Source organism: Acidobacteriota bacterium (assembly GCA_040754075.1).
In the GTDB taxonomy this organism is placed as follows: Bacteria; Acidobacteriota; Blastocatellia; order UBA7656; family UBA7656; genus JBFMDH01.
Genome location: JBFMDH010000027.1, coordinates 63556 through 90099 on the forward strand (window position 1 = coordinate 63556; position 26544 = coordinate 90099).

A 26544-nucleotide genomic window follows, 5' to 3' on the forward strand; every position below is an offset into this window, starting at 1 on the left:
AGCAAGGGAAATTAAAACGTCGGCGGTTTGGTTGGCGTGGGTTCAGGCGGTTTAATCGGACTCGGTTGCGGCGTCGGTGGTTTGGTTTGACTTTGCGGGTTTTGATTGGATTGAGGCGTTTGAGAATTGGGAACGATAGCCGGGTTGACCGGCGGCGGTTGATTGGGGTTTCGCCAGCTGTTTAAAAAGGTTTCGATTTCCGAGCGAATTTCCAAGTAAGGTTTATCGGCTATCAAATTGTCTTTGCCGTGCCAGCCTCTGATGATTTCTTCATTGATGACAAACATGCCATATTGAAAATTCTGGGTGCGATACAGACCGGCTTCGGAAACCAGAAAAACCAGAAGTTCCTGTCCCATGACATAAACATCATTGGCACAGGGCACATTCGATTTTGCCAGCACGTTGATTTGCTGTAGTGATGAATCGCCTTCAATCACTTCCACAGGTTGCAAAATCGCCAGTTGATAGAACTGCCCGCGCAGGTTCGCTTTGCTGACTTTCAAGACTTTCACACGACCAATCCAGGTTGAGGTGCGCACCAGTTCATCAAAAGGCATGATGCGCAAACAGTTGCGCGATTGCGCCATTCCCACAATGGTCAGAACGAATGGCGCGATAATACAGATGAGCTTCTTCATGAGCAAAAAAATTATCTCCTCAGCAAATCACTAATGCTAACACACGCAATATGCACGGGGAAGCGTTTAATCTTGGGGCGTTACTTCGTCAACGGCAAGCGAAGAAGAGTTACCTTTTTTTTTATAAAAATTTACTGCCCAAAAAACAATAATAATTAAAGCAACAGCCAATAAAACTTTCAGCCCTTGGCGTTTGATTAAATTCCACGCTTCATCACCGAATTGAATCGCCAACCAGCCTTCAACCAAAAAGCGAATCGCCCGTCCGATGAAAATTGCCAGGATAAACCGTTCGATTTTCAATTTGAAAACGCCCGCCGAAAGAATGAACGGTTTGAACGGAAAAGGCGGCGGCAACATCGCCGGCAACATCACCGCCAGCATATCGTAACGACCGAGCATATTTTCGAGGCGTTCGCGCCGTTCAGGCTTGATGCGTTTCAACGCCACCATCCCGGCGCGTCGCGCCATCAAATACAACATCGTGCAACCGAGAGTCGAACCCAAGGTTGCGGCAAGCGCATAAATCGGCATCTTTGCCGGGTCATTGGCGCTCAGAGCAATCATCACCAGGTCGGGACCGCTCGGCAACGGAATCAATGCCGAATCGAGAAGCGCGATAGCGAAAAGCCCGAATCCGCCAAACGCCATCAGCCATTCGCCGAGTTCAGCGAGTTTGCGACCCACTCCCCAAAAGGCAAAAGGCAAAAGGCTAAAGTTGATTGCGGATTGCGGATTGCGGATTGCGGATTGCAAATTCATATCTGAGAATTGCGGCTGTTCGTCCCGGTTTGCAATTTGAAGCCTCGTAGACTCTATTGTTTCTAATTGTCGATTATCTCTTGCTTGTGAACTCTGAATCCTGAATCCTGAATCCTGAATCCTGCTGTTTGCCTTGTGCTTTTTGCTTTCCAAATCCAGCTCCGTGTGTGGGTAATAAAATTCGAGGATGTCCCGATAGCGACGACCTGCTTTTGCCTGCGCGATGGTTCCTGCGACGCATAATCCTACCTGAGAGCCGAAACCCCTGCCACGAAAAATGAAAGAATTTCCGCGACGCTCTATCCTAAACGTTGGACTGAGCACTCTGTTCCAACCAATTCTGCGCCCGATAGCCCGACGAAAAGCTTCTGTATTTAACAGCCAACTGCGCGAATGGTCTGTGATGCGCACCGATTCGACGATGTCACCTTGCGGGTGGTTGATGACGGCGAGTTCCGTCGATGGCGATAAGTTGAAATTGAGCGCCATAGAGAGCGCCGCAAGGGTTGGCGCGACTTCGGCTTGTCGTTGCCAGGTTTTATAAGGCGACGCGGCGCACCACTGACAGGAGATCGATACGTAAGCCTCATTGCTTAGGGTCGCGCCGCCCCAGATGGTCGCAGGGGTTGCAGTATTTCCGCCGCAGGCGGCTGTGTAAAACGCTTCGATGACTTTGTGGTTAAAAGTCAAAACTTCGTTTACGGTTGATTCAACCGCGCCAGTGATGGTTGTTGAAACGCTTGAGGCGCGCAGGTCATCTTCGCCGCGATAGACCTGACAATGGGTGGTATCGCAAAAATCAAAGCCTTCGTCGCGGTGGCGCGATTGATGGGAAATCGTGAATGAACGCGCAACGACGGCGAGGGTTTTCAACGCTTCAATTTCGCGAGTGGCGCTCATTTCACCGGCGATGACCGATGCCACATAAGCTTCGCGGTCTGTGGTTAAGGTGATGCGCAAACTGACGCGCGATTTCAGATTTTGCGCGGCGATAGATAAGTTGCCATTAACCACGCGATGAATTTTTCCGGGGATAGTTAATAAGAATTGCGTTTCATTCAACGGTTCGATGCGTGCTTGAATGGAATGGGTTGAAAGTTTTACTTTGCCTGAAGCATCAATAACCGCGATGTTCAATTGATGATTGACTTTGCGAATGCGCAAAACATCTCCCGGAAAAATCGGTGTGTCCTGGATACTGCCAATTTGTAAAAACGCTTTTGTGCCGGAGGCGAGGCGAACCTGCAATTGCGGTGTTGCAAATAAATCAAAGAGACCGACGCGAATGGTTTGAGTTTTATCCAGAGAGGTTTGTGCCTTTACTGCGATTGAAAAAAAAGTGAATAGACACAGGAAAACCAGGGTATAGCGCAATTGAATGTGCAATGTGTTGCGGGTGTTGAAATTTCGACGGAGCCATCTTTTTAGGGTTTGCAAAAACATTGCGTACAACTTTGGTGAATGAAAAAGCCCGGAAGTGCGAAGGCTTGCCGGGCTTTTAAGCGATTCAAAACAATCAAGCCAATTATTTTTCGCTGGCAGTAAGCGGCGCGGTATTCAGTCCGCCGGAGGCTTCTGCGGCGATGGCTTGTTCGTCGGAGTTCTCTTCAAACATTTCCGGGTAGGAACTGCGATTGGTGTCGATGAGCGCGCCGCCTTCTTCTTTGGTAAAGACCAGCTTGCCCGATGAACCATCATAATCAATCATCACGAGGTCGCCGGTCGCCACCTGTTTGGTCGCCACCAGATTTGAAATCGAATAGACCAGGAAGCGTTCAATGGCGCGTTTCAAATGGCGCGCGCCGTATTTGAAATCAATGCCTTCATCCAACAGAAACTGCTTGGCGGCTTCCGAGCAACTGAAGACAAATTTTTCGCCGGTCCCTTTCATGATGCGGTTTTGCACTTGACGGAGTTCCAGTTCAAGAATCTGTTTTAGGTGATAATCCTTGAGGCTGCGGAAAACCACGACTTTATCAATGCGATTCATAAACTCCGGCGAAAATTTGCGCTTCGCCGCTTCAAGCGCGGTGCGATAAATCTTCTGGTCAACCTCGTCTTCCATTAAAGCTTTGCCGCGCGCCGGCGCAAATCCAATTGACCCGGTAATCAGTTCGCTCATCTCTTTCGCGCCGAGATTGGAGGTCAGGCAGATTAAACAATTGGAAAAATCGACGCGACGATTATCGCCAAGCGTGAGCGTCGCTTTGTCGAGAATGCCCAGCAACAATTGCCACAAAGCGTCCGACGCTTTTTCGATTTCGTCAAACAGAATGAACGTGAGCTTGTCGGCATCCGTGTGATATTTGTCGAGGTTTTCCTGCGTCAACATCGGTGAGGTTTCGCGATGTCCGAGATAACCGGGCGGCGAGCCGATGAGTTTGGCAATTTCATGCGAATGTTGAAATTCGGCGCAATCGATTTTAACCACCGCATTGGAATCGCTAAACAACACCTCGGCGGCGGCTTCGACGACGCGGGTTTTACCTGAACCCGTGGGTCCCAAAAACAGCATGGTGCCGATGGGTCTGCCGGGATTTTGCATACCGGCCAGATAAATTTGATAAAGCCCTGAAATACGCCGCACGGCGCGTTCCTGTCCCACAATCATAGCGCCCAATTTATCCTCGAACTCTTGCGCGCGTTGACTCTTGAGGTCAGGATTCAGAGGTATTCTATTTGAATGGTTATGACTTTTTTCCACTTCCGATACTCCCCAAAATCTAGTTAATGGAAAATTATCATTAAAAACGGTGGACGACAATTTCCATCAACTTAATGTTACTGAGAAAAAACCTATCGCAGTTCAACTAAACGCTGCTTGCAGGCAGTTTTAGGTTGTCAAAATAAAAACTAGACCCGGACTTGTGCGGCTTGAAAGGCACACACCGTTTTCCAATCAAACGGGGTTTTCTCTTTTGACGCAACTTTTATGCGAATGTCTTGGTTTTGTCAAGCTACATGCATTTTAAACCAATTTCGATAATTGCGTAACGGGAATTTTTTATCGCCTTTGAATGACTCGAAAGGCTTCAAAAAATTATTCGCGTGACGCGGTTTTGCCGCTGCCATACAGGGCGCGTCCGGCGCTCAACTTCATCGGTTCGCCATTGTCAATAACCGCTTTGCCATTGACCAGCACATAACTGAAGCCCTCGGCATATTGATGCGGTTTATCGAATGTGGCGCGGTCGCCGACCTGTTTTTCATCAAATATCACCAGGTCTGCAGCCATGCCTTTACGCAACAATCCTCTGTCCCACAGCCTGAAGGTCGCCGCCGGAAGCGAGGTCATTTTTCTGATGGCATCTTCGAGGGTAATGATTTTTTTTTCGCGAACGTAGCGCCCCAGCACGCGGGCATTGTTGCCATAACCTCTGGGATGAGGCACGCCGTTGCCCATTTTGATTACTCCGCTATCCGAAGCAATCATGGTATAGGGCTGCGCGATGATACGTTCAACATCAGGCTCAGCCATTTTGTGATAAATCATTCCGGCAGACCCCGCGAGATACATTTCAATAATCTGTTCAGCCTCTTCCATCGCGCCGCTTTTGCCACGCGCCTGACGGATAATTTCAGAAATGCTTTTCCCTTCAAATGACGGATTGGGGCGGAAACCCGCGACGACGGCATATGACCAATCTTTAAAACCGCTCGCTTTTATCGCGTCAATCATTTCGCGTTTGATTTTTTCGCGCATCGGCGGGTCAGTGAGCCGTTCTTTGGCTTTATCGCGTCCGCCTTCTAAAACCCAGGTTGGCAAAGCGGTATTCAAAGAAGTAGATGATGCGGTGTAAACATACTGGTCAACCGTAACCTGTTGCCCTCTAGCGCGGGCGTCGGCAACCATCTGGCAAGTTGTGAGGCTTGCGCCCCAACGCTTCTTTGAAGAAACCTTGAAGTGGGAAATATCGACGGGCAAGTGTGCCTGTTCGCCAATCGTTAACGTTTCTTTGATGGAATCGAAAACCTGATTGCCTTCGTCGCGCATATGGGTGGCGTAAATGCCGCCATGTTTGGCGACCATTTTAGCCAGTTCGACGATTTCATCGGTTTTTGCATAAGTGCCCGGCACATAAATCAAACCGGTTGACATGCCGACCGCGCCATCGCGCATGGCTTGCTCGACAATCTCGCGCATGCGTTGCATTTCATCGGCTGACGGCGCGCGGGCTTCTTCCTTCATCACTTCGCGGCGCACCGAACCATGTCCGATGAGCGTGGCAACATTGATAGAAATACCCTGCCGTTCCGCATCCGAGAGATATTTTCCGGCATCAACTGATGAGGAGCCGCAATTGCCGGTGACAATCGACGTTACCCCCATGCGTAAAAAATTATCGGCAGTCGGCGTGCCGCTTAAAGAGCCTTCGACGTGTGTGTGAACATCAATAAAACCGGGCGCCACGATTTGCCCGCGCGCGTCAATTACCCGGGCGGCGCGGCTGGCGTCGATTGCGCCAATGTCAGCGATGCGGTCGCCTTTGATGGCAACTGCGCCGTAAAACCAGGGGTTGCCGGTTCCATCAATAATGCGTCCGTTGATAATCACCAAATCGAAATCCGGCGAAACCGCGCCCGTTGGGAAAATCGGCGTTAAGGTGACCAGCAACAGCGCAACAACGAGAGAGGAAAATTGTTTGAGCAAGGTTATACTCCTTCGTCTCAGGGTTTTAAATGCCGAAGAGCATAACACAAGTGGCTTTTGATTATCAGCAGCGTATGCGCAAAGCCGTAAGGAAGCGGATGAAAGTAAAAAGGCGTGAAGTTAATCACGCCTTTTCAAATGGTTGATTTTTATTTTCGCCCTATTCGCGGTCGGGAAGTTGAACGATGATGATGCTGCCCGAATGATTTTCACCGCGAAACCCGCTTTCGCCAATCAAGGCGCGATTGAATTGAGTGTCAATGCCAACCGAAAGCGGATTGATGCCCGAAGGCAAAGGCAATTCGGCGCGCAAGATGAACGTTGCCAGATCGACAACATACAACATATTGAGATTGCGGTTGGCTACCACAGCCATATTGGTTTGCGGATTGATGGCGACACTAGTGTCGTTATAATCCGAACTCACAAAGCGCACCGGAATTCTGGCAATCTCCTGTCCCGCGCCAATGTCGAAAAGAAAAATCGCGGATTCGCGCAGATTGACAGCAATGGCGATGTTGTTGGTCGGGTTGACCGCAACTTTATCGAAGATTGAACCGGCTCTCGCGGATGAAGGAATCTCTTTCACTTTGCGAAAAGGCGACGCGCCGTTATAGATGAAAAGCGCCGGTGGTTTGCCATCATCTGCGCCCGCAAAGATGAATTCGTTGGTGATGGAATTTCCGGTTGAAGCAAACAGCGCGAGATTTTCTTCTCGTGTCGTCAGATTGCCGGAATCGGTGTCCATAAAATAAGCGCGACGGTTTTGCGGATAATACAGGGTTGTAAAAGCGATGGCGCGGCTGTTTGATAATCCTGCAAGTGAAGTCGGATGCATATCACTGGCAAGAATAAAATTGCGCATCGAACTGTTATTGATATTGATTACCGCAAGGCTGCCGCTGGTTTGTTTGGTCGAGTTGCCTTGATTGATGGCCACCAGATTTTGCGAAGTCGAATCCCAACAAACCGATAACGTACCGGCATTGCCGGAAATCGAATCGCTATCGAGATTGTCAAAGCTCCGTGTGACACGCGCATCGGCAACATCGAATTCAATCACCGAATCATTCAAGCCATCAGCCAGGTAAGCGCGGTGCGAAGCCGAATCAACGCTGATGCCATAGATGTACCCGATGCCGGACTGCGCGGAATCGAAATTGCCATCGTCGGGACTGTTCAACAAGGTTGTGCGCGTCGGTTCAACATTGACTTTGATGAATCCGTCAGCCACGCCGCCTTTCATTACAATGGTCAATTGATTTTGCGATTGCAAGCGCACGGCGGCAACGAATGACCCCTGGCTGCGATTAAATACCCATTCTTGTCCGTTGAGGATAATGGTAATTTTTTTGACCCGTTGCGACCCGTCGCGATTGCCATGCGTGACCGATAAGCTGTAAGGAATCGTCGTGTCCGGGGCACTGAAGGCGCGTGAAAATTTTGCTTTGTTATTTTCGCCCCTCGGAAAAGTTTCAGGTCCAAAGACCGCGCCGGATTGCGCAAGAGCTTGGTGGGGGGGCACGCCAAAGCCCGGCAGAAGCGCTAGGAAAATTGCCGACGCCATCAAATAAACGAAAACTTTTTTCATAACTGTTTTGACCTTCTGAATCAATATGCGCAGAACTTGAACGTTCTATTCGTATGAGAGAAAACCGTAATGGCGATGCATTTCCAGAAATTTTCTCAACTCAGGTGGGTTTTTATCAGGAAAGGCTGCGGTGTTGGGATAAGCCACGAGACAGCTTACCCCAACACCGCCGCAATTTGATTAAGCCAATTTTTGATAACCGCCGTGATAATAGAGCAAGGGGTTTTGATTGCCGACGGCGACGGCTTCAACTTCGCCGACAATAATGGTGTGGTCACCGCCCGGATAGTTATACGCGACTTTGCATTCGAGATACGCGAGTGCGCCTTCCAGCAAAGGCGTTTGACTGGTTTCACCGAAAGTAAAATTGGTGCCTTCAAACCGGTTCGGGTCTTTTGACGCAAAGCGATTGGAAAGCGCCTGCTGGGATTCATCTAAAATATTGACTGCGAAAAAACAACCTTCAGCCAGATGTTCCAGTGATGATGAGCGATTATCTATGCAAACCAGAATCAACGGCGGGTTTAATGAAACGGAAGCGAAGGCGCTCACCGTCAATCCATGCAAACCATTTTCTTTATCTTTGGTGGTGACAATCGTGACGCCGCTTGCAAAACGACCGAGCGCGGCGCGAAATTCTTCATTGTTGACAGCCATCCGTTTTCCTCTTTTTGGTCATTGGTCTTTAAACGCCATCCGTTCACTACAAACCAATAACCAATGACCATTACTGCTTTTTATATTTGTTAATCAATTCCTGCAAACCGTCCAATGAGCCTTTGCGCGCCTGGTAATAGGTTTTCAAATCTTCCATGAGTTGGTCGTGCAGCGCCTGATAGGCAGTGTTGCCTTCGGCTAGTCCCACGGCATGAGCAAAGTAATCAATCACCGCATCCATTTTCGTGTGGGCGCGCTTTAAGGCTTCATCTTTTACGGGTCCTGCCATCAGATTTTTATATTGCTGCGCGTACTTTTGATATTCATCATTGGCGAGCGTGCCCAGAATGGCATAGGTGAACGGGTCATTGGGATTGAGTGAAGCGGCTTTTTCAAGCTTCGCCTGGGCATCATCGGTGTTTTTCATCATGTAAGAGACAATGCCGAGCGATTGATAAAGTTGCGGCAGCCAGCGGGTCTTATATTCTGTCCAGGTGGCGGCTTCAAAATTTTCCGGCATTTTATCGGCTTCGATTAATTCGATGGCTTTGGCTCCGTAAGTCTGCGATTGCTGAACGAAATTGGCGTTTCCGCGTTTTGCCTGTTCAATACCGAAAATCGAGAGTTGCGTCAGGATGGCAACATCGCCGGGGGCTTTTTCGAGATGCGTAGCGCCGACGCGAAAGGCATCCTCACCGCGCGTCGCTTTAACATAACCGTCGATTAAAATACCTGAAATTAACAGCGTTTCTTTAGGGTCATTAAATATCGTCATCAAGGTTTCCGATGAAGAAATCTGGGTTGCCGCGTCGGTGGATTTGGCTACTTCGGCGACCATATACTGCGCCAGTTTGAAACGCTCGACGCCTTTGGAATATTTCTTCATATACTCTTTGGCAGCTTCCAGTTTAGCCGCCAGCGTCGGCGCATTTTGCACTTTACTTAAAGCTTTTTGTTCATCGGCGGATGGTTGTGCCGGTTTATTTTTATCTTGAATCGAATAAGCAAGAGCCGGAACACTCATTGCTATAGCCGCAAGCAGACCTACAGCAAATATCCGCCTCGCGGAAATAATCAATTGTTTCATCATTAAACCTCTTTCTCGTATTTATGGGGATAGGGTATCGGTTGCGAACCACTCATCACAACGAACCGTTATTGTGCTTGATTGCCGCAGGGCTTGGCAAGCGCACAAAATGTCTGGTCGGGCAACGAAAATTCGGGTTTCGCACTTCTCAGCTTTGACTGAGGGCACTACGCCTTGAGTTGCTCGTTCAAAGAAGAATAAAATTTCACCAGACTGCAAGAATGGAGAGAAGTACAATGATGAAAAAATTATCCTGGCTTTTGGCGGCGTTTGCGGTTGTCGTCTTCACTCAGACTTTCGCGGCGGCGCAGGATTGGGACAGCGCCATCTCGCTTTACAATCAAAAACAATATCGTCAGGCAGCACAGGCGTTTCACGCGGTGCTCAAAGCCAACCCGAATTACTGGCAAGCGTGGTATTACATCGGCGCAAGCCATTACAACCTGCAAGGCTACGAAGATGCCATTGACGCCTTCACCAATTATTTGAAGAGCGCCGAAAAGGATGAAAAAGGTCAGGCGGCGGCGCATTACTACATAGGGTTTTCTGAGTACCAGCTTAAACATTACGACAAAGCGATTCCATCGCTCGCGCAATACCTAACGCTGACGGAAAAATTGCAACAGAAAGTTGAACCGAATGCCCGCGCCGCGCTGGGTCGCGCCTACATCTACACGGAAAAATATAACGAAGCGATTCCGGCGCTCACCGCCAGCATCAACGAACTCAAAACCAACACCAGCAATTATTACTATCTGGCATACGCGCATCAAAAACTGGCGCATCCCGATCAAGCCATCACCGCGTTGAATCAGGGACTCGCGGTTGAACCGAAAGACGCCGATTTGCTCACCATGCTTTGTGAACTCTATCTCGCGCAAAGCGCGAAAAATCCGCCGATGCTCAAACAAGCCATCAGTGTCGGTGAACGACTTGTTGCCGTCAAAGATGATGAAACGGTCTGGCGGTTACTCGGTCAGTCTTATCTGGTCGATAAGCAATACGCCAAAGCCGCGCCACTGCTTGATAAATATGCCCGCGCCCACACCGACCAGAGCAGCGCGTGGATTAATCTGGGCATTGCTTATTCGCGTTCGTCGCAATGGAAAAAAGCCGCTGAAGCGTTGGAGCAGGCGGTAAAGCTTGCGCCGACCAATGTGCCGGTGATGAACGAACTCGGTTATGTTTATGAAAGCGATAAAGAGTTGGACAAAGCCTTGAGCGTTTACGAAAAGGCGTTTCAGGCATCCGCGCAAAAAGATGAAACCGCCAGGCAGGGCATCGAACGGGTGAAATACCTCAAGCAACAACCGGCAACTGCAACACCGCAACCGACAACCACGAAAAAGCCAACGCCGACGAAACCATCTGCAACCACAACCTCGCGTTCAGGCAAACGGTAAAAACATTTGAGGCGCGAAATCGGCTACTGTAGCCAGTTTCGCGCCTTTTCACAGACTCACAAAAATAGTTACGGTTTAAATTTTATAAATGCGCCGCGCCGTGCAGTGATTAGTTATAAAACTTCTGGCGGCTGTGCCGCTTTGATGTGCGGCGGTGGCTTTGCCCCGCCGAGACCATTCGCCAACGGTTCGGGGCTACGCTCCAAATTGGCGGCGTAGCCGCAAGCGTTGGGTGGCAAGGCGCTCGGAAAGGCTCTGCCTTTCCGCACATCAAAGCGGCACAGCCGCCGGAGGTTTTTAAAGATTGTCCTAATTGGTTTACCCGCCAATGATTGAACCATCTTCGGCAACGCGCTCGACCATCGATATGCCTTCATAAGCGATTGCCAATAACTCGACTGCTAAACTTTCTCCCGCTTCAAGCATCAACGCTTCGCCGTTACTTACGGCTTCATGCAATTTCGGCAAAGCCACACAAGGTTCAAGCGCGATATTGTAAGTGGCGCTCCACCAGGGGTAATTGCGCCCACCGCGAAAAATTTGCCAGTACCACAGCACTTTAAAAATTTCTGCCGGGTAACGCATCGCAAAACCGACGCGCTTATCGGTATTGGTCACTGCAAACCACCCGTCCGCGATGCCTTCCAGGAAAATCATGTCTGCCGATTCAACTTCGGGCGGCGGAATTTTCGATAAATCAACGCTCCAATCTTCGCGCCCTTCGCCAAGCGGCCACTTTGAATTCTGGTCGGCAACCAGCCGCGAAGTCTCGCCGGTGTATTCCTTCATCGTGCGTATACGACAAGGCGGCGCGTCTACGCGACAACTCTCATCGATGAACGGATGCCCCAAAGCCGGGTGATGTCCCCAGATAAATTCCGCCGGTTGTCCGCCTTCGTTAGTGACGCGCTCGTGTATGCGCAAAATGGCTTCGTGACGTTTTAAAGTCAAAGTCTTGGCTAAATGAAAAGGCGTGCGAATGGCGCGCACCTCGAAACGCACGGCGATTTCATCCACTTCATCTTTGATAATCGTGTAACGCCAGGGGAGTGCGGCGATCTCGCCATGTTGACCGATTTCCGCGCCTTGATAAGTAGAAAAATTGCCGCAATTGGGAAACAATTCCTGCCACCCGCCTTCGTAATTGTCCATAAAGGTTCCCGACCCGCGAATGTGTTGCGGCAGGTAGCGCGGGCGCAAACCTTCACGGGTGCGCCACATGAAATCCACATCCTGCGGTTTATAGAGAAACTCGAAAATATCCGTGCCTTTATCGGCAAGGACGGTGACGCGCAGCTTTTCATTTTCGAGCGTAATGGCGCGATAGCCTTCATAAATAAATTCGGTGAGGCGGCAACCATAATTGCGATTGTGATGATAGGTTTGATAATCGGTCATTGAGGATTCGTCCTTTGTCCGGGCATTTTGCAGCAGTCTTTATAATGCAAAAAGTTTGCGCCGCAAAGCGCGTTCGGTCAGGGCGCAAACGACTCTTCAGATAAAAGGCTCGATAAATCCTGTTTGCCGAATCCTTCGATGCGGCGCAGAAATTCAGCATGAAGGCTTGGCGACCGGGTAGCGATTTTGCGCCGTTTGCTGAGTTGCAAATAGGCTTCTTCCAAATCAATTCCTAAAAATCTTCTGATCATCGGAAGTCGTCGGAAAACCGTTTTGAAATTTCCTCTAAATTGTTGATTTTGATCGGGTTGTTGGTTGATCTGGATGTGAAAGGGATCGTATGATGAGATGCAAAGAAAACTATGGACACTTCATTTGAGAGATGCAAACTCACGAAAGTCGAATGGCTGACGCCGCCTTATTTGGTTAAAAAACTGGGCGCGTTCGACCTGGACCCTTGCAGTCCGGTCAATGCGCCTTTCCTACACGCCAGAGTAAATTACACGATTGAAGATAACGGATTAGAAAAAGCGTGGTTCGGCAGAGTTTATTGCAATCCGCCTTATGGAAAAGATTTATATTTGTGGTTGGAAAAACTCAAAAATCATGGAAACGGCATCGCGCTAATTTTTGCAAGAACCGAGACCAAATGTTTCTTTGACCATGTTTGGAATTCGGCAGACGCTTTGCTTTTTGTAAAAGGCAGAATTCGTTTTTATCACGTTTCAGGAAAACAAGGGGGCACGTCTGGAGCGCCGAGCGTTTTTGTGGCTTATGGAAAAGAGAATGCCAGTGCTTTGAAAAACAGCGGCATTGAAGGCAGGTATTTGGAGTTGTGATTAAAGAATTTCGTAGGTGATAAATTCGGCGACATTAAATTCGGCATCGAAAATCCAGGTATTTTCTTGCAGCAGTTTTTTGAGGGCTTCATCTTCATCGCTGACATTTTCAACGATGCCGATGACTTGCATATTTTCAACCTGACTGCCATTTGGAGCCGTTGTTTCACCTTCGGGTGTAATGAAGATAAATTTTTTCATCGTGACACTCTTCTGTATTTACCTCTTGCCACAAAGTCGATGATATTCTTATCCCGTAAAATTTGTAGTTGCTGTCTGATTTTGTCTTTAATGAAATTGTTATCGGGATGTTTTAGTTTCAGTTCTTCTTCAAATCTATAAACCTCATTCAGAGAAAATTCCTGTGAACTGATTCGGTCAAGACATTTCAAAACATCTAAAGTCCAGCCTTTGGCTTCATCCGATTTGTCACGCAGAAAAACCGTTTTATTCCAGGTTTCAATCACTTGAGTTTTACTGAGCACAATTGAATTTTTAATAAGAAAGATGCGTCCTAATTCAGGAATGCGTTGCAAATCAATGTTGCACCCGACCCATCCTGCGCGTCTAGCCCTTGCTGCCAAGGGCTTTCTTTTTTCAATAATTTCCGATTGAAAAAAGTGTTTTGGAATAATGAGAAAATTATTAACCGACCATTGCGGTTTACGATAGGTTAAGAAAAAAAAGTTGGGATTATTGTCAGAGGTTATTCTTGCAATCATCGTCGAATATGCCCCGTCATTGATTTTTTTCCCGAGATTTCCGTTTTTGCTTTTCAGTTCAAAATCTTCATTGCAAGAGGCGCAGAAAAAATCAGCAACAGGTTTATTGTTCTGATATTCAATCAGATTTTCTTTACCGCAATTCGGACAATAAGAATTTTCTTTGACCCAATTTTCGGTCAAAACTCTGGCAATTTGCGAAGAACTTGAATATGAATTTGCCAAGCTGATGTTAAATTTGAGATTCATAAAAACAACACTGCGCCGCTGCCGACGAAGGGTTCAACGTAAGTGAAGCGGTTGTCTGAAACCAACGCGGGCAGCGCGCCTTGGATTTCTCGAAGCAATTGCGTCTTGCCGCCCGCCCACTTCAAAAAGGGTCTGGCGCGCAAACCTTTCCGGTTTTTGTCGTTCTTCATAGTTATCGAAAATTTGCCGTTGTGATTCTAACGGAAGTTGGCTTTTATGGCGATTGCATATTATAGAGAGTGTAGTTGATAAATTGACAGCTAAGGACGAATGACTGATGACCAATGATAAAAAAGCCGTCGTCTTACTGAGCGGCGGACTCGATTCGACAACCACCCTGGCGATTGCCAAATCACAAGGCTATAGGATTTTTGCGATCTCCTTCGCTTACGGGCAACGCCACTTAATCGAAATGGAAAATGCGCGTCGCGTCGCCCAAGCCCTGGGCGTGCAAAAACATTTGATTGTGAATGTGGATTTACGCGCCATCGGCGGCTCGGCGCTAACCGATGACATCGCGGTTCCCAAACACGCCTCGGTCGAAGAAATCGCCAGCCATATTCCGATCACTTATGTTCCGGCGCGCAACACCATTTTTCTTTCCTATGCGTTGGCGTTTGCCGAGACCCTCGAAGCCGCCAACCTGTTCATCGGCGTCAATGCGCTCGATTACAGCGGCTACCCCGATTGCCGTCCCGAATACATCGAGGCATTTGAACGCATGGCGAATTTAGCGACGCGCGCCGGAGTCGAAGGCACATTGAAAATCAAAATTCACGCGCCGCTGATGAAAATGACCAAAGCCGAAATTATCAAAACCGGACTCGCGCTCGGCGTTGATTACGCGCTCACGCATAGCTGTTACGACCCGACGCCCGCAGGTTTGTCGTGCGGCAGTTGCGATAGCTGCTTGCTGCGCCTGAAAGGTTTTGCCGAAGCCGGAGCCGAAGACCCGGTTGAATACGCAGGAAAGGCAAGGTGAGGATGCAGGATTCAGAAACAGGAAGTCAGAAGTCAGAAGTCAGAATGGTAACGACCCGCTCATCACCGCTGCGGCATCATCCAGTCCAACAACAGAAAATCAGTCCTCAACTTCAGGCATCGCGACTCCAGACGCCAGACTCCAGACTCTCGACTTCTTAATCGATATATCGCGATTGGACGCGGTGCTGGCGTTCGATTTCTTCGAGCACCGCTTCGGGTGAAAGCTGGATGTTGGGAATATTGAGTTTGGCGGCAATCGGTTGGACGATGCGCATAGCAAGCATCGAACGATTCGGCTCAACCAGTTCATAGCGACGATTGAGAAAGGTTTCGATGGCTTGCAATTCGCGGTCGGTGAGCATTCGGGTATTGGCTTTGAAAGGCGCAGGCGAAGTGCGCGCCAGTTTTCGTTCCTCGGCTTCCGATAGCTTGATGATTTCATCAAGCGACGGGGCTTCCGACGAGCGTTCTTTCACTACCACGGTTCCCGCGACCAAATCACCGATGCGTTTTGAACGCGGACTGAAAATAATCGACACCACGCCGATGGCATAAGAAATCGGCGGCGAAATATCAATGATGCGCAAGAGATTTCTGACGAAGGCTTCAAAGAAACGAATCGGGCGACCATCTTCGCGCACCACGCGCAATTTCATGATTCGCTTGCCCGGCGTCTGTCCGTTCCAGACAGTTTCAAAGAGCACGAAGTAGCCCCAGTAAATCGTAAATACCGCTAAGACCGCAATCGCTGCCGCCCAGACGCCGAGCGCCGCGCCGAACAGATTCCAGTTTCCGAACCCTTCGATAAGGAGCACCACGATGACCGCCAGTAGAATTTGAATGAGGTGGTCGATGATTGCCGCCAGAAAGCGATTGCCGACATTGGCAAGCACGTAATGCAACTCGACGCGCTCAGGGGTTTCGATTAACAGTTCATCATCCAGCATAAGTTGAAATCGATTTCCAGGGTTTGTTGATTAGTAAATCATCACCGTTTGATTGAGCGAAACGAAACCGTCAGTACCGCTTTCGTGAACCGGCAGGTCGCTTTGAATTCAAAACGACAGCGGCACGGTGTCGCGCATCATATGATAAAAATTCGCCGATGTGCGCGCGATGGAACCATACTCTTTCGCCAGTTCCCATTTTTTGTGCATCTTGAACATCCGGGTATTGAATGAACCAATCAAAGGAATTTCGAGTAAATCTTCATCGGGCGCGCCATTGATGTAAAGCGGATTGAAGACATCGAAATGAACTTCGGCGGCTCCGTTTTCAAACACGCCGACGTGCAACGCCGCCATCCCCGCATCGGTTTCCATCCAGCCTTTCACCCAGCCTTTGTGATTGCGGAAATTCAAATAGGCGAATAAGCCTTCACCGATGCGGCATTGGATATACGGGTCATCATCGCGGGTTGATTTGGCATCGAGGATATTGATTAAACCTTGCGCGTCCTGATTGCGCGGCGTGAAGAAAAAGCCGCCGTCCCAGGGCCAATCGTTGATTGTGCCGACGTAATCGAGCCAGCCTTCGTGGCAAATTTTATCAATCAACAAACCGACGGAACGTTGATAACTGTTGGGTAAACCATCCCATTTTTCGCGGGCTGTGAGTTCATCATCAGTGTCTGCAACGATGCGCGAAACCTGAGCAATCATCTCCGGGTTGCGCGTATCAACACTGCGCGTCACCTGTTCCCAGGTTGGAACCGGCGTGTCTTCGTTGGTATGGCGCAAGATGTCCGGGAAATCATCCGGCAAGCTAATACATTCGTCTGTCATGGTTCATCCTTAAAATAAGCATCCGGGTCACGCGGTTTTCACTTATAAAATCAATCGCTCAGTCATGAGCGGTGAAAATTTATCCTCGGATTGCACGGATAAAACGGATTGCGCGGATTCAGCAATTTATCCGCTTCATCCACCTGAGCCGAAGATGAATCTATCATTTAAGAAACGCACCTGCTCTCAGCGAAAACGGCATAGCCCTATGCTATCGAAAAGTGAAGTGTATGTGAATCCGTTTATCAAGTATAGCTTTCGCCCGATTCAATAACGATGACGGTATTGGCTGAACTCCAGCCGCGATTTTTCGCTTCAAAACGAATGACTTCGGTTTTGCCATCATCGGAAACCGATTTGCGGCGAAACGGAAAAGCCGCGCCGCTTTCCAGAATATAGACTTTTTTAATCGGGCGCTTCACCACTAAATCGAGACTGAGTCCGGTGTTTGGTTGCCAGTTGAAAATGTGAAAGTAAAGTTTATTGCCGCGAGCCGTGGTCGCGGTGTTGTAATTGTAACTGCGCAGCGCGGCTCGCGTGCCATAAATGGCTTCGCCGTTTTGCTTGAGCCAGTTACCAACCGCGTACAGACGGGTGATGAATTCGCTCTGTATTTCGCCTGTCGGTTTCGGCGCGACATTCAACAACAAATTGCTATCGCTGTTAGCGGCAAGCGCCAGCAATTGAATCAACTCGGCTGCGGATTTATAACGCCCGTCGGTTACGGCATACCCCCAGTTGTCATTGATGGTCATACAGGCTTCACGCAGATGGTTGTCAATCGCTTTCGGTTTTGCGCCGATTTCCTGCTCATAGGTAGAAAAATCTGCCGGTAAGCCGGTGCGGTTGTTGACCAATGCCTGGGGTTGCAGTTGATAAATCAAATTTAAAATCTCTTGCGAATGCCAGTCTGCGGAGGTGTGATCCCAGTCGCCGTCAAACCAGAAACCGGCAACGCGACCATAGTTGGTGCAGAGTTCCCTGATTTGCCCTTTGAGATAAGCGATAAATTCATTGGTAACCGGCGAACCGCTTTTCACGCTTGATTGATAAGCCGGGTGATGCCAATCCATCAATGAATAATAAAAAAAGATGGGCATATTTTGCCGGTGACATTCATCGGCTAACTCTTTAATCAAATCGCGCCCGAACGGCGTGCGGGTGATGTGGTAATCGGTCAAACGGCTTTCAAACAGACAAAACCCGTCGTGATGTTTGGTGGTGATGGTGATGTAGCGTTGACCTGCGGCTTTGGCTAAGGCGACCCATTCGCGCGCTTTGAATTTTGTCGGATTGAATTTCGTCGCGAGGTTTTCGTATTCGCCATAAGGGATGTTTTCGCTGCGCATAATCCATTCGCCGCGTCCATAAGTCGAATACAAGCCGAAATGAATGAACAAACCGAAACGCGCTTCGCGAAACCAGTCGCCGCGATTGGGTTGAGGCTTTTCCTGAGCCGGGCACAAAATGCTTAGCCGGTTATTTGCCGTTAAAGCCGCAACCATCGAGAGAGCGAATTCGCGCCGGGTTAACATAGGCGGAGTTTATGTTTGACGTGCTTTATCGTCAATACAAACCGTGCCGAATAAGGGAAATTTTACCTGTTTTATCCAGTCAGTTAATTTTCACCGGAACCGCTAAATCCTCACTCGCGCAAAGCAAGATTGCCCTCTAAAAATTTTCGTGTGCATTGGCAAATTCAGGACAGCAGCTTTCGCCAATCCTCGGCAATCGCCTGCCAGGAAAACTTTTCGGAATTTGCATAAGCGAAGGCACGCGCCGATAAACTGTCAAGCAACTGCCGGTCTTGATAAAGGCTTTGCAAAACCATTGCGGCATCAGCAATCGCAATCTCATTTTTCACATCTGAAGTTTTGTTGAGTTCAACGAGATAACCGTAGTCGCGCCAGAGTTCCGCACCGGCGGAATGCGCGGGGACGATTTGCGCCGCGCCGGTTGCCGCGTGTTCAAAAGCCACAAGTCCCCAACCTTCACCCAGCGAAGTGTTGATGCCAATATCGCAGGCGTTATAAATCACATTCAACTGTTCATCTGAAATTGTGGGCTTTTCGGTTTCTTCAGTGGCGCGTAACAAGCGGTCGTCCAGGTTTAATTTTTCCGTCAGCGCCGGAATGTCATAACCGTAATCGCGCATTCCCATGTGCAGGTAAAGGTAAGCGTCAGGTTTATCTTTGGCGAATTCGGCAAACGCCTGCATGGTCAAATCCACGCGCTTGCGTTTGTTATTGCGATTGGCATTTAACACGATGAAGGCATCTTCGAGATGCGGTCGGTCGGGAAATAATTGTAAGCGGGCTTGTTTGCGACTTTGCGAAAAATCATTTTCGACGAGCGGATGAAAAATCGTGGTATCGACGCCGTGCGGCAAAATGTGCATCGGTGGTTGAGGGGTGAGGTTGAGCGATTGAAATGCCGATTCGACCACCCGCAAGCCGAACTCAGTGTAGAAGACCAGCTCATCTACATCGGCTAAATGTTTAAAATTAGCGGCAGGCATCTCGGCGAATTCGATGGGGCAATAAAAAAAGACTTTGGCGGCGGGCGATTGTTCGCGATACGTCGCCAGCGCCGGGTGATGTACCGCATAAAAATCGCAATCGTGACAAAGCAGAATGCATTGAGGTTGAAAGCGGGTGAGGATTTCCGGCAGTTGGTCGCGCCCCAGAATATCGCCGATGCGATGGTTGGGCAGAATACGATAATTGCTGTCAATCGCTTCGCCGCGATAGTTGATGGCGAAATAGAGAATCTCGAACGACTCGGATAAATATTTTGCGAGGGTTTGCAGGACTCTGGCGAAACCTGTGGGGCGGATGGCTTGACCGATGATGAGCAGGCGCGGCCTGTCGCTTTGTCGCGCTTGAATAAAAGACTGTTCAAACTCGTTGTAGAGTGACAGACCGCGCTCCTTTTATTTACCTGCCGTCAGTCGAAAATAATTGACTGATTGCCGATTCACTGTGCCTGTGGTTAAACAGGATTTTGCAAGGTTACGGACAATGTAGAGACGATGGAACTTTCACCGGTTTCCTGCTTTTCGTAGCCTTCACCGTACCCGTAGTTGCTCATGCCGACAAACAGATAATTAGCCGGTTGATTGACCCAGTTCATGGGTCCGCCCATGCTGCCCGCGTCGCAATGGGTTTCCCAATTTTGTAAGGTTGCACCGGCTCCCAGTCCGAGTAACATCTGATAGGCATCATTTGACGGTGGCATATTATTATCCAAGCCGTAACTGGCAAGGAGAATCAGTTGTTGTTCGATGTTGCCCCCGTTTAATTGCTGAAACAGCATCCCCGCATACATATATTGATAGGTGCTAGACCACCAGGTGGTGTTTTCCTGAGGAAACAACATCAGGTATTCATTTATCAGAATGCTGGCGGGATTGGTGTAATCCTGTGATGAGTTAATCACCACGATCTGGTATCCGGTCGGGCTATTTGGCGTATAACCCGGCGACGGAATCGGCGTACCATTCAAAGTGATTTTCGGCACTTGCGCTGGGGTATTGTAGTTCATCGCTTGAGATTGTGTGGCAATCTCGATTAAAACTTGCGAGGGGGGAGTCATAGTGTTTTTTTCCTTTCTTTGAAAATCGGTTAATAGAAACGAAAAGTGATTTGCGAAAAATTAAATCTACTTTTCGCGAGCCTGCTTTGAGCGGGCAGCTACTATATCATGGCTTCATAAAATTGCCACTTCGTGAAAGGCGGTTATTAAGCTGAACGGCGTAAATTTTTTGCGAAATAATTTAACCGGCGCGCGTGCCGTTGGGAACTTGGGCTTCCGGTACGGCGAGCATTGGCGTAATGCCATCGGCGTAACCGAGGTCAAACAGCATGCCTTCCGATAATTCGCCGAGCATTTTTTTCGGCTCAAGGTTGACCACAAAAAGCGCCTGTCTGCCGACGATTTCCTGCACATTGGCGCGTTCTTTTTTCATCCCGGCAAGGATGCGGCGTTTATGGTCGCCGAAATCAACCGTCAGGCGCACAAGTTTATTCGAGCCGGCTACGTCTTCGACCAGTTCAATGGTGCCGACGCGAATATCAATCTGGTTGAGAATATCGAAGGTGATGAGCGGTTTGAGGGGCGCGGGATTGATTGCTGACATAGAACTTTCCTCCGGCGCGATTACAGCAGTTGAAGGTATCAAGCGTCAATCAACACATGGTTGCATCTCAGATACGGCATCTGTAACCTATGCTCATGTTCAAATTCAGCACAGCCGGTGAATCGCACGGCAAATGCCTGGTCGCCATCATTGAAGGCTTGCCCGCAGGGCTTGGCGTAGATTTGTCTTTCATCAATCACGAACTCTGGCGCAGGCAACAAGGGTATGGGCGCGGCGGACGCATGAAAATCGAACGCGATGAGGTCGAGATTATTTCAGGTGTGCGGCACGGAAAAACCCTGGGGTCGCCGGTGGCGCTGCTGGTTCACAACCGCGATTTTGAAAACTGGGTTGAGGTGATGAATGTTGAACCGCGCGAATTTACTGAAGAAAAACGCGCCCGCCGGGTCTCGCGCCCGCGTCCCGGTCACACCGATTTAGCCGGTGGGTTGAAATATGACACCCATGATTTGCGCGACATCCTCGAACGCGCCAGCGCCCGCGAAACTACGGCGCGCGTCGCCGTCGGCGCTTTCGCGAAATTACTGGTTCGCGAAATCGGCATCGAAGTTTTAAGCCATGTAATGATGATTGGCGGCATACCCGATGAACCGATTGAAGCGAGTTGGGAAACCATCAAAGCCTTGCCCGATGATTCGCCGCTACGTTGCGTTGACGACGACGCCCAACAACGCATGATCGAACTCATTGACCAGACCAAAGAGGACAAAGACACCCTCGGCGGCATCTTTGAAGTGGTCGCCCATAATGTGGTTGCCGGATTGGGTTCGCACGTGCAATGGAATCGCAAACTCGATGGTCGTCTGGCGCAGGCAATTATGTGTATTCATGCGGTAAAAGCCGTTGAAATCGGTATGGGCGCGCAGGTCAGCCGAACCACAGGGTCGCAAGTGCATGATGAAATCGGCTATAATCAAACGGAACGGCGATTCACGCGACCGACCAATCGCGCGGGCGGCATTGAAGGCGGCATTACCAACGGCGAAGAGGTTCGCATTCGCGGGCATTTGAAACCGATTTCGACATTGAGACGACCTCTGATGAGCGTTGATGTTTTAACCAAAGCGGAATCGGCGGCGGCTTTCGAGCGTTCCGATATTGTTGCCGTGACTGCCGCAGGCGTCATCGGTGAAGCGATGGTCGCCATCGTCCTGGCTGATGCCGCGCGCGAAAAATTCGGCGGCGATAGCCTTGGGGAAATGAAGCGAAATTTTGAAGGTTACAGCGAACAGTTGAAAAATTATTGATGCGGATTTTCTTTGCAAAAGCCGGTAAGTCAATGGCTGTTTCAAATCAAAAGGCGTTGGCTCGCCTCAGCGCTTAACGCAACCTTTCGACAGTTATGAAACATCTTGATGAAATCGAAAGCGAAGTCAGTGAGTTAAAACGCTCACTCAACGCCAGTCGCGCACACGGCATTCTCTATTACTTTCTGCTGGTGGTGTTGATGCTGGTGGGCTTTGCCATCGGTTATGCTACGCATAGTCTTGTCGGAGCCGCTATAATAGGAATTGGTTTGGCGGTGGTTGCCTGGCGGGAAGTAACGCATTTCAGGGCGCGGAGCAAAATTCTCGCGCATGTGTTGGCGGAAAAACGCGCCGAGCAACGACAGATTGAAGAGATACATAAGGAGTTTGAAGTAAAGTAATGAAACTGGAAATTGTAAAATACGGCGACCCGGTTTTGACTCAACGCGCCGAAGAAGTGACCGAATTTAATCAGGAATTACATAAATTGATTGATGATATGTTTGAAACCATGTACGGCGCGCCGGGGGTTGGGCTTGCCGCGCCGCAGGTGGGAGTTTTGAAAAGATTATTTGTGATGGATTGCAGCGGCGGGAAAAATCCCAAACAGAAAGTCGCCCTGATTAATCCGGTGATTGAGATTGAAGAAGGCGACCAGACCGGCGATGAAGGCTGCTTGAGTTTTCCGGGCATCTACGTTCAGGTCAAACGTCCGCAACGTGTCGTGGTGCGCGCTCAGGATATTAATGGCAGCCAGTTCAAACTTGATGTGATGGATTTGGAAGCGCGTTGTGTCGAACACGAAACCGACCATCTTGACGGCGAATTGTTTATCGAGTATCTGAGTCCGCTTAAAAAAGATTTGGTGAAGCGCAAAATTAAAAAGCGCATCAAGCAGGGCGATTGGTAATCATTTTGCAAACCATTGATTCGACGAACAGCCCGGTATGAATATCGGGCTTATCCTAAAGTACGAATTTTATTCAAACCCATTCTGCATTCATAAATTTACTTGCTTAAAAATTAGACAGCCGAAATCAGTTCGATTTATTTTCCGTTCAAGTCATCACGGGTTGATCAACTTGGGAATTGCCTTATGTTCAATGCGCCACAACGCACCGATGCGCTGATTTTGAAATATCGCGCTTTGCTTGACGTATCAAAAGCGCTGGCGACGCATTACGATCTTGCCGGACTGTTTCGCAACCTTTCGGAACAACTGCGTCTGGTGGTCGATTTTGAAGCGGTGATTATCACGCTTTACGATGCGCAAAAACATCTGATGCGCCGCTATTTATTGGAGTCGAACATTGCCGAACTCGCCGATTTGACTGCCGAAGCGGCGGTTGAAAATTCCTTAGCCGGATTGGTGTGGAAAACCCAGAAAGCTTATTTGCTCAATCGCCCGGAAGATGCCGCAGCCTATCCGCCGCTGATGAAATCGCTGCAAAAGAATGGCATTCAATCCGCCTGCATCTTGCCGCTCACTTCATCAGGGCATCGCCTCGGCACTATTGGATTTGGAAGTCGCCGCGTAGCCGCCTATAGCGACGACCAGCTCGAATTTTTACAACTGCTCGCCAATCAGGTCGCGGTTGCCATCGACAATACGCGCAATTTTGAACAGGCGCGCGAAGCGGAACAGCAGGCAAAACGGCAATCCGAACACGAACGGTTGATGCTGGAAATCAATAACGCGGTGGTTTCGCAACTTGATTTGGCAGAACTGCTGCAAATCGTTTCTCCCAGCATTCGCAAGGTCATCGGCAGCGATACGGTCGGCGTTCTCTTGTATGACCAGGAGCGTAATCAATTGCGCGCCTTTATGACCGATTTTCCGCCCGACCATCCGCTCGCTCAAAAAGGCTTACCTATCGACCTCGAAGGCAGTCCGAGCGGTCTGGCATTCACCACCGGGCAACCGGTTTACGTTGAAAAACCGGATTTAGAACGCTTCGATTCCGATTTGGCAAAACGGGTTTTTGACGAAGGCACGCAATCGGGCGTCTGCATTCCGCTGATTGCCAAAGGGCACAAATTGGGTGTTTTGGGCGTGACCAGCAAGCATGAGAATGCGTTCTCCGATGAGGACAAAGCGTTATTGATTCAAATCGCCAATCAAGTGGCGATTGCCGTGGATAATGCGCTCAATTTTGAACGGGCGCGCCGGGCTGAGCAGGAAGTCAAACGCCAGCTTGAACGCGAACGCCTGATGCTCAAAATCAATAACGCGGTGGTTTCGCAACTCGACTTGCTGGAACTGGTGCGCGTGATTTCATCCTCTCTTCGCGAAACCCTGGAACTCGACATCGCCAGCGTTTCGCTGTATGACCCGGAAAGCCATCAACTGCGCGCTTACTGGTTCGACCTGTCAGAAACTCTGCCGCCGGTTGAAGAAGGAACGGTCTTTCCACTTGAAGGAAATGTCGGCGGGGTGGCGTTTACGACTGGCAAAGCGCTCTTTATCAATCGCACCGATCCCGAAAAAGCTTACTCGGATTTTGACCAACGATTGATTGAAGCAGGCATCCGCTCAGGTGGTTGCATCCCGCTAATTGTGCAGGAGCGTAAACTCGGCATTCTGGCAATCGGCAGTTTTCGTGAAGATGCGTTTTCCCCAGCCGATCAGGAATTGCTCATTCATATTGCCAATCAAATCGCCATCGCTGTTGAGAATGCGCTGAATTTTAAACGCGCCCGGCTTGCCGAACGACAGGCTGGCGAAGAGCGTGACCGCGCCAACCTTTTGCTTGATGTCAACAATGCCATCATTTCCCATCTTGACCTCAATGAACTGGTCAAACGGATTTCCGCCAGCCTGCTTGATGCGCTTCCGCACGATGCCGCCGGAATTGCGCTCTACGACGCTGAGAACAATTATTTGCGCGAATATGCCAGCATCGCTTATCCGGGTTATGATGCGTATCCGCAAGGCGAAATTTTTCGGCTTACCGGAACCGCCGTCGGGCTGGTGTTTACCTCGGGCGAGCCGCTGCTACTCAGGCGACCGGACGCTGAGCGTTTTCCCGCAGACCGCCTGCCGCTTCCGGGCGAAAATATGCCGCGTTCTGCCTGTCTGGTGCCGCTCATTTCTCACGGACGAAAACTTGGAGTTCTCGGCGTCGGCAGCAATCAAGAAGACAGGTTCGCCCAGTCCGACCTCGACCGCTTCGCGCAAATTGCCGGTCAAGTCGCCATCGCTGTCGAAAATGCCCTGGCTTATCGCGAGATTGAATCACTTAAAAATAAACTCGCAAGCGAAAAGCTTTACCTTGAACAAGAGATTCAAACCGAATATAACTTCGCAGAAATCATCGGGCAGAGTCTCACTTTAAAGCGCATTCTCAAACAGGTCGAAACCGTCGCGCCTACCGATTCCGTGGTTTTGATTCAAGGCGAAACCGGAACCGGCAAAGAACTCATTGCCCGCGCCATTCATAACTTGAGCAACCGCAGCGAACGCACCATGGTAAAACTCAACTGCGCGGCAATTCCGACGGGACTGCTCGAAAGCGAACTTTTCGGACATGAAAAAGGCGCGTTTACCGGCGCTGTCGCGCAACGCATCGGGCGTTTTGAACTGGCGCATCGCGGCACCCTTTTTTTGGATGAAGTCGGCGACATTCCGCTTGAATTACAACCGAAACTTTTGCGCGTCTTGCAGGAATCGGAATTTGAGCGACTCGGCAGTTCGCGCACCCTGCGCGTCGATGTGCGACTGATTGCCGCGACCAATTGCGACCTGGCGCAGATGGTCGAAGAGAAAAAATATCGCGGCGATCTGTTTTATCGCTTGAATGTTTTTCCGTTGCGAATTCCACCGCTTCGCGAACGCGCCGAAGATATTCCACTACTGGTCGGCTACTTCATTCAAAAACATTCGCGTCGCATGAATAAACGCATCGAGTCGGTGCGCGCCGAAGATATGCAGGCGCTCATCGCTTACCATTGGTCTGGTAATGTCCGGGAGTTGGAAAATTTCATTGAACGCGCCGTGATTCTTTCAAAAGGGAGTCAACTGGAAGTCCCGCTTTCGGAACTCCGAAAACCAAGTGAAACAATCCCTCATCAAACAACCACGATGCCCACCAAACTGGTTTCCCTCGAAGACCATGAACGCCAATACATTCAAGAGGTGTTGCGTCAGACAAACGGCGTCATCGGCGGCAAAGGCGGCGCGGCGGAAATCCTCGACCTGCCGATTTCTACCCTTCGCAGCCGCATGAAAAAACTCGGTTTGAAATAAATTGACTTCTCATTCCTGATGCGACATTTCGTTCTCGATGCGATATTTCGCATCGAATCCGCTTTTCTTTTTCCTGTCAACTGCAACTCAAAAACACCTTCACACACTACTTTCATTGATTGAT

Annotated in this window: 26 protein-coding genes and 1 pseudogene; 8 read left to right on the plus strand and 19 right to left on the minus strand. The window is 49.5% G+C overall.

Features of this window, described 5'->3' with window-relative positions:
* Nucleotides 1-11 precede the first annotated feature (11 nt).
* The 7 genes from AB1757_23600 to AB1757_23630 all read right to left on the minus strand — a co-directional run bounded on the left by AB1757_23600 (nucleotide 12) and on the right by AB1757_23630 (nucleotide 9392).
* A complete protein-coding gene (locus AB1757_23600; protein MEW6130041.1) occupies nucleotides 12-641 on the minus strand; it encodes a hypothetical protein in 630 nt (209 codons plus the stop codon).
* Nucleotides 642-707: 66 nt separating this feature from the next.
* Nucleotides 708-2840, minus strand: a complete 2133-nt coding sequence (locus tag AB1757_23605) for a SpoIID/LytB domain-containing protein (GenBank protein MEW6130042.1) — start codon at nucleotides 2838-2840, stop codon at nucleotides 708-710.
* A gap of 88 nt (nucleotides 2841-2928) precedes the next feature.
* Entirely contained in the window at nucleotides 2929-4014 is a 1086-nt protein-coding gene (locus AB1757_23610; GenBank protein MEW6130043.1) for an AAA family ATPase, read from the minus strand.
* Between the two features lie 429 nt (nucleotides 4015-4443).
* Nucleotides 4444-6054: a D-aminoacylase gene (locus tag AB1757_23615; GenBank protein ID MEW6130044.1), complete on the minus strand. Its 1611-nt coding sequence runs from the start codon at nucleotides 6052-6054 to the stop codon at nucleotides 4444-4446.
* A gap of 160 nt (nucleotides 6055-6214) precedes the next feature.
* Nucleotides 6215-7645, minus strand: a complete 1431-nt coding sequence (locus AB1757_23620; GenBank protein MEW6130045.1) for a hypothetical protein — start codon at nucleotides 7643-7645, stop codon at nucleotides 6215-6217.
* Between the two features lie 180 nt (nucleotides 7646-7825).
* Nucleotides 7826-8302 carry a flavin reductase family protein gene (locus AB1757_23625; protein MEW6130046.1) on the minus strand — a complete coding sequence of 159 codons (477 nt, stop codon included), beginning with the start codon at nucleotides 8300-8302 and terminating at the stop codon, nucleotides 7826-7828.
* Between the two features lie 70 nt (nucleotides 8303-8372).
* The gene (locus tag AB1757_23630) at nucleotides 8373-9392 is read right to left on the minus strand and encodes a hypothetical protein (GenBank protein ID MEW6130047.1); all 1020 of its coding nucleotides are present in this window, start codon (nucleotides 9390-9392) and stop codon (nucleotides 8373-8375) included.
* Between the two features lie 233 nt (nucleotides 9393-9625).
* Here AB1757_23630 and AB1757_23635 point away from each other — a divergent pair, with 233 nt between their 5' ends.
* Complete coding sequence (locus AB1757_23635) at nucleotides 9626-10792, plus strand: tetratricopeptide repeat protein (protein MEW6130048.1); 1167 nt, start codon at nucleotides 9626-9628, stop codon at nucleotides 10790-10792.
* 113 nt (nucleotides 10793-10905) lie between these two features.
* Here the strand turns inward: AB1757_23635 and AB1757_23640 are convergent, their stop codons facing one another.
* The 3 genes from AB1757_23640 to AB1757_23650 all read right to left on the minus strand — a co-directional run bounded on the left by AB1757_23640 (nucleotide 10906) and on the right by AB1757_23650 (nucleotide 12441).
* Complete coding sequence (locus tag AB1757_23640) at nucleotides 10906-11061, minus strand: hypothetical protein (GenBank protein MEW6130049.1); 156 nt, start codon at nucleotides 11059-11061, stop codon at nucleotides 10906-10908.
* A gap of 49 nt (nucleotides 11062-11110) precedes the next feature.
* Nucleotides 11111-12190, minus strand: a complete 1080-nt coding sequence (locus tag AB1757_23645; protein MEW6130050.1) for an aldose 1-epimerase — start codon at nucleotides 12188-12190, stop codon at nucleotides 11111-11113.
* 77 nt (nucleotides 12191-12267) lie between these two features.
* Entirely contained in the window at nucleotides 12268-12441 is a 174-nt protein-coding gene (locus tag AB1757_23650) for a hypothetical protein (GenBank protein ID MEW6130051.1), read from the minus strand.
* Nucleotides 12442-12552: 111 nt separating this feature from the next.
* Between AB1757_23650 and AB1757_23655 the strand changes: the two genes are divergently transcribed.
* Nucleotides 12553-13029, plus strand: a complete 477-nt coding sequence (locus AB1757_23655) for a DNA N-6-adenine-methyltransferase (GenBank protein ID MEW6130052.1) — start codon at nucleotides 12553-12555, stop codon at nucleotides 13027-13029.
* Here the strand turns inward: AB1757_23655 and AB1757_23660 are convergent, their stop codons facing one another.
* From AB1757_23660 to AB1757_23670, 3 genes and pseudogenes are all read right to left on the minus strand, one after another.
* Nucleotides 13030-13230, minus strand: coding sequence for a hypothetical protein (locus tag AB1757_23660; GenBank protein MEW6130053.1), 201 nt, complete (start codon nucleotides 13228-13230; stop codon nucleotides 13030-13032).
* The gene (locus tag AB1757_23665) at nucleotides 13227-14000 is read right to left on the minus strand and encodes a DpnI domain-containing protein (protein ID MEW6130054.1); all 774 of its coding nucleotides are present in this window, start codon (nucleotides 13998-14000) and stop codon (nucleotides 13227-13229) included. The genes AB1757_23660 and AB1757_23665 overlap by 4 nt, the downstream gene beginning before the upstream one ends.
* Nucleotides 14000-14170 (minus strand): annotated as a pseudogene (locus tag AB1757_23670) (DNA adenine methylase). The gene AB1757_23665 and the pseudogene AB1757_23670 overlap by 1 nt, the downstream one beginning before the upstream one ends.
* Before the next feature lie 107 nt (nucleotides 14171-14277).
* Here AB1757_23670 and queC point away from each other — a divergent pair.
* A complete protein-coding gene (queC, locus tag AB1757_23675) occupies nucleotides 14278-14982 on the plus strand; it encodes a 7-cyano-7-deazaguanine synthase QueC (protein ID MEW6130055.1) in 705 nt (234 codons plus the stop codon).
* Between the two features lie 157 nt (nucleotides 14983-15139).
* On the opposite strand, the gene AB1757_23680 is transcribed toward queC, so the two are convergent.
* From AB1757_23680 to AB1757_23695, 4 genes are all read right to left on the minus strand, one after another.
* On the minus strand, nucleotides 15140-15931 hold the full coding sequence (locus tag AB1757_23680) for an RDD family protein (GenBank protein MEW6130056.1): 792 nt from the start codon (nucleotides 15929-15931) through the stop codon (nucleotides 15140-15142).
* A 108-nt stretch (nucleotides 15932-16039) separates the two neighbouring features.
* The gene (locus AB1757_23685) at nucleotides 16040-16768 is read right to left on the minus strand and encodes a hypothetical protein (protein MEW6130057.1); all 729 of its coding nucleotides are present in this window, start codon (nucleotides 16766-16768) and stop codon (nucleotides 16040-16042) included.
* Between the two features lie 245 nt (nucleotides 16769-17013).
* Nucleotides 17014-18303: an alpha-L-fucosidase gene (locus tag AB1757_23690; GenBank protein MEW6130058.1), complete on the minus strand. Its 1290-nt coding sequence runs from the start codon at nucleotides 18301-18303 to the stop codon at nucleotides 17014-17016.
* A gap of 164 nt (nucleotides 18304-18467) precedes the next feature.
* Nucleotides 18468-19286: a glycosyltransferase gene (locus AB1757_23695; protein ID MEW6130059.1), complete on the minus strand. Its 819-nt coding sequence runs from the start codon at nucleotides 19284-19286 to the stop codon at nucleotides 18468-18470.
* Here AB1757_23695 and AB1757_23700 point away from each other — a divergent pair.
* Nucleotides 19263-19556, plus strand: coding sequence for a hypothetical protein (locus tag AB1757_23700; protein MEW6130060.1), 294 nt, complete (start codon nucleotides 19263-19265; stop codon nucleotides 19554-19556). The genes AB1757_23695 and AB1757_23700 overlap by 24 nt on opposite strands.
* A 203-nt stretch (nucleotides 19557-19759) precedes the next feature.
* On the opposite strand, the gene AB1757_23705 is transcribed toward AB1757_23700, so the two are convergent.
* Nucleotides 19760-20362, minus strand: a complete 603-nt coding sequence (locus tag AB1757_23705; GenBank protein ID MEW6130061.1) for a hypothetical protein — start codon at nucleotides 20360-20362, stop codon at nucleotides 19760-19762.
* 181 nt (nucleotides 20363-20543) lie between these two features.
* Nucleotides 20544-20906, minus strand: coding sequence for a tRNA-binding protein (locus tag AB1757_23710; GenBank protein ID MEW6130062.1), 363 nt, complete (start codon nucleotides 20904-20906; stop codon nucleotides 20544-20546).
* A gap of 95 nt (nucleotides 20907-21001) precedes the next feature.
* Between AB1757_23710 and aroC the strand changes: the two genes are divergently transcribed.
* From aroC to AB1757_23730, 4 genes are all read left to right on the plus strand, one after another.
* Nucleotides 21002-22174, plus strand: a complete 1173-nt coding sequence (gene aroC / locus AB1757_23715; protein ID MEW6130063.1) for a chorismate synthase — start codon at nucleotides 21002-21004, stop codon at nucleotides 22172-22174.
* Between the two features lie 95 nt (nucleotides 22175-22269).
* Nucleotides 22270-22575, plus strand: a complete 306-nt coding sequence (locus AB1757_23720) for a hypothetical protein (GenBank protein MEW6130064.1) — start codon at nucleotides 22270-22272, stop codon at nucleotides 22573-22575.
* Nucleotides 22575-23084 (plus strand): peptide deformylase, encoded by a 510-nt coding sequence (gene def / locus AB1757_23725; GenBank protein ID MEW6130065.1) that lies wholly within the window; start codon nucleotides 22575-22577, stop codon nucleotides 23082-23084. Before AB1757_23720 ends, def begins: the two co-directional genes overlap by 1 nt.
* Nucleotides 23085-23270: 186 nt before the next feature.
* Nucleotides 23271-26420 carry a GAF domain-containing protein gene (locus AB1757_23730; protein MEW6130066.1) on the plus strand — a complete coding sequence of 1050 codons (3150 nt, stop codon included), beginning with the start codon at nucleotides 23271-23273 and terminating at the stop codon, nucleotides 26418-26420.
* Nucleotides 26421-26544 lie beyond the last annotated feature (124 nt).

Bases quoted from the DNA above. Each gene is read 5' to 3' on its own strand.
- AB1757_23600 (MEW6130041.1), bottom strand. From the start codon at position 641: ATGAAGAAGCTCATCTGTATTATCGCGCCATTCGTTCTGACCATTGTG.
- AB1757_23610 (MEW6130043.1), bottom strand. From the start codon at position 4,014: ATGATTGTGGGACAGGAACGCGCCGTGCGGCGTATTTCAGGGCTTTAT.
- AB1757_23620 (MEW6130045.1), bottom strand. From the start codon at position 7,645: ATGAAAAAAGTTTTCGTTTATTTGATGGCGTCGGCAATTTTCCTAGCG.
- AB1757_23625 (MEW6130046.1), bottom strand. From the start codon at position 8,302: ATGGCTGTCAACAATGAAGAATTTCGCGCCGCGCTCGGTCGTTTTGCA.
- AB1757_23630 (MEW6130047.1), bottom strand. From the start codon at position 9,392: ATGATGAAACAATTGATTATTTCCGCGAGGCGGATATTTGCTGTAGGT.
- AB1757_23635 (MEW6130048.1), top strand. From the start codon at position 9,626: ATGATGAAAAAATTATCCTGGCTTTTGGCGGCGTTTGCGGTTGTCGTC.
- AB1757_23645 (MEW6130050.1), bottom strand. From the start codon at position 12,190: ATGACCGATTATCAAACCTATCATCACAATCGCAATTATGGTTGCCGC.
- AB1757_23650 (MEW6130051.1), bottom strand. From the start codon at position 12,441: ATGATCAGAAGATTTTTAGGAATTGATTTGGAAGAAGCCTATTTGCAA.
- AB1757_23655 (MEW6130052.1), top strand. From the start codon at position 12,553: ATGGACACTTCATTTGAGAGATGCAAACTCACGAAAGTCGAATGGCTG.
- AB1757_23660 (MEW6130053.1), bottom strand. From the start codon at position 13,230: ATGAAAAAATTTATCTTCATTACACCCGAAGGTGAAACAACGGCTCCA.
- AB1757_23665 (MEW6130054.1), bottom strand. From the start codon at position 14,000: ATGAATCTCAAATTTAACATCAGCTTGGCAAATTCATATTCAAGTTCT.
- queC (MEW6130055.1), top strand. From the start codon at position 14,278: ATGACCAATGATAAAAAAGCCGTCGTCTTACTGAGCGGCGGACTCGAT.
- AB1757_23680 (MEW6130056.1), bottom strand. From the start codon at position 15,931: ATGCTGGATGATGAACTGTTAATCGAAACCCCTGAGCGCGTCGAGTTG.
- AB1757_23685 (MEW6130057.1), bottom strand. From the start codon at position 16,768: ATGACAGACGAATGTATTAGCTTGCCGGATGATTTCCCGGACATCTTG.
- AB1757_23690 (MEW6130058.1), bottom strand. From the start codon at position 18,303: ATGTTAACCCGGCGCGAATTCGCTCTCTCGATGGTTGCGGCTTTAACG.
- AB1757_23700 (MEW6130060.1), top strand. From the start codon at position 19,263: ATGTTTAAAATTAGCGGCAGGCATCTCGGCGAATTCGATGGGGCAATA.
- AB1757_23695 (MEW6130059.1), bottom strand. From the start codon at position 19,286: ATGCCTGCCGCTAATTTTAAACATTTAGCCGATGTAGATGAGCTGGTC.
- AB1757_23705 (MEW6130061.1), bottom strand. From the start codon at position 20,362: ATGACTCCCCCCTCGCAAGTTTTAATCGAGATTGCCACACAATCTCAA.
- AB1757_23710 (MEW6130062.1), bottom strand. From the start codon at position 20,906: ATGTCAGCAATCAATCCCGCGCCCCTCAAACCGCTCATCACCTTCGAT.
- aroC (MEW6130063.1), top strand. From the start codon at position 21,002: ATGTTCAAATTCAGCACAGCCGGTGAATCGCACGGCAAATGCCTGGTC.
- AB1757_23720 (MEW6130064.1), top strand. From the start codon at position 22,270: ATGAAACATCTTGATGAAATCGAAAGCGAAGTCAGTGAGTTAAAACGC.
- def (MEW6130065.1), top strand. From the start codon at position 22,575: ATGAAACTGGAAATTGTAAAATACGGCGACCCGGTTTTGACTCAACGC.
- AB1757_23730 (MEW6130066.1), top strand. From the start codon at position 23,271: ATGTTCAATGCGCCACAACGCACCGATGCGCTGATTTTGAAATATCGC.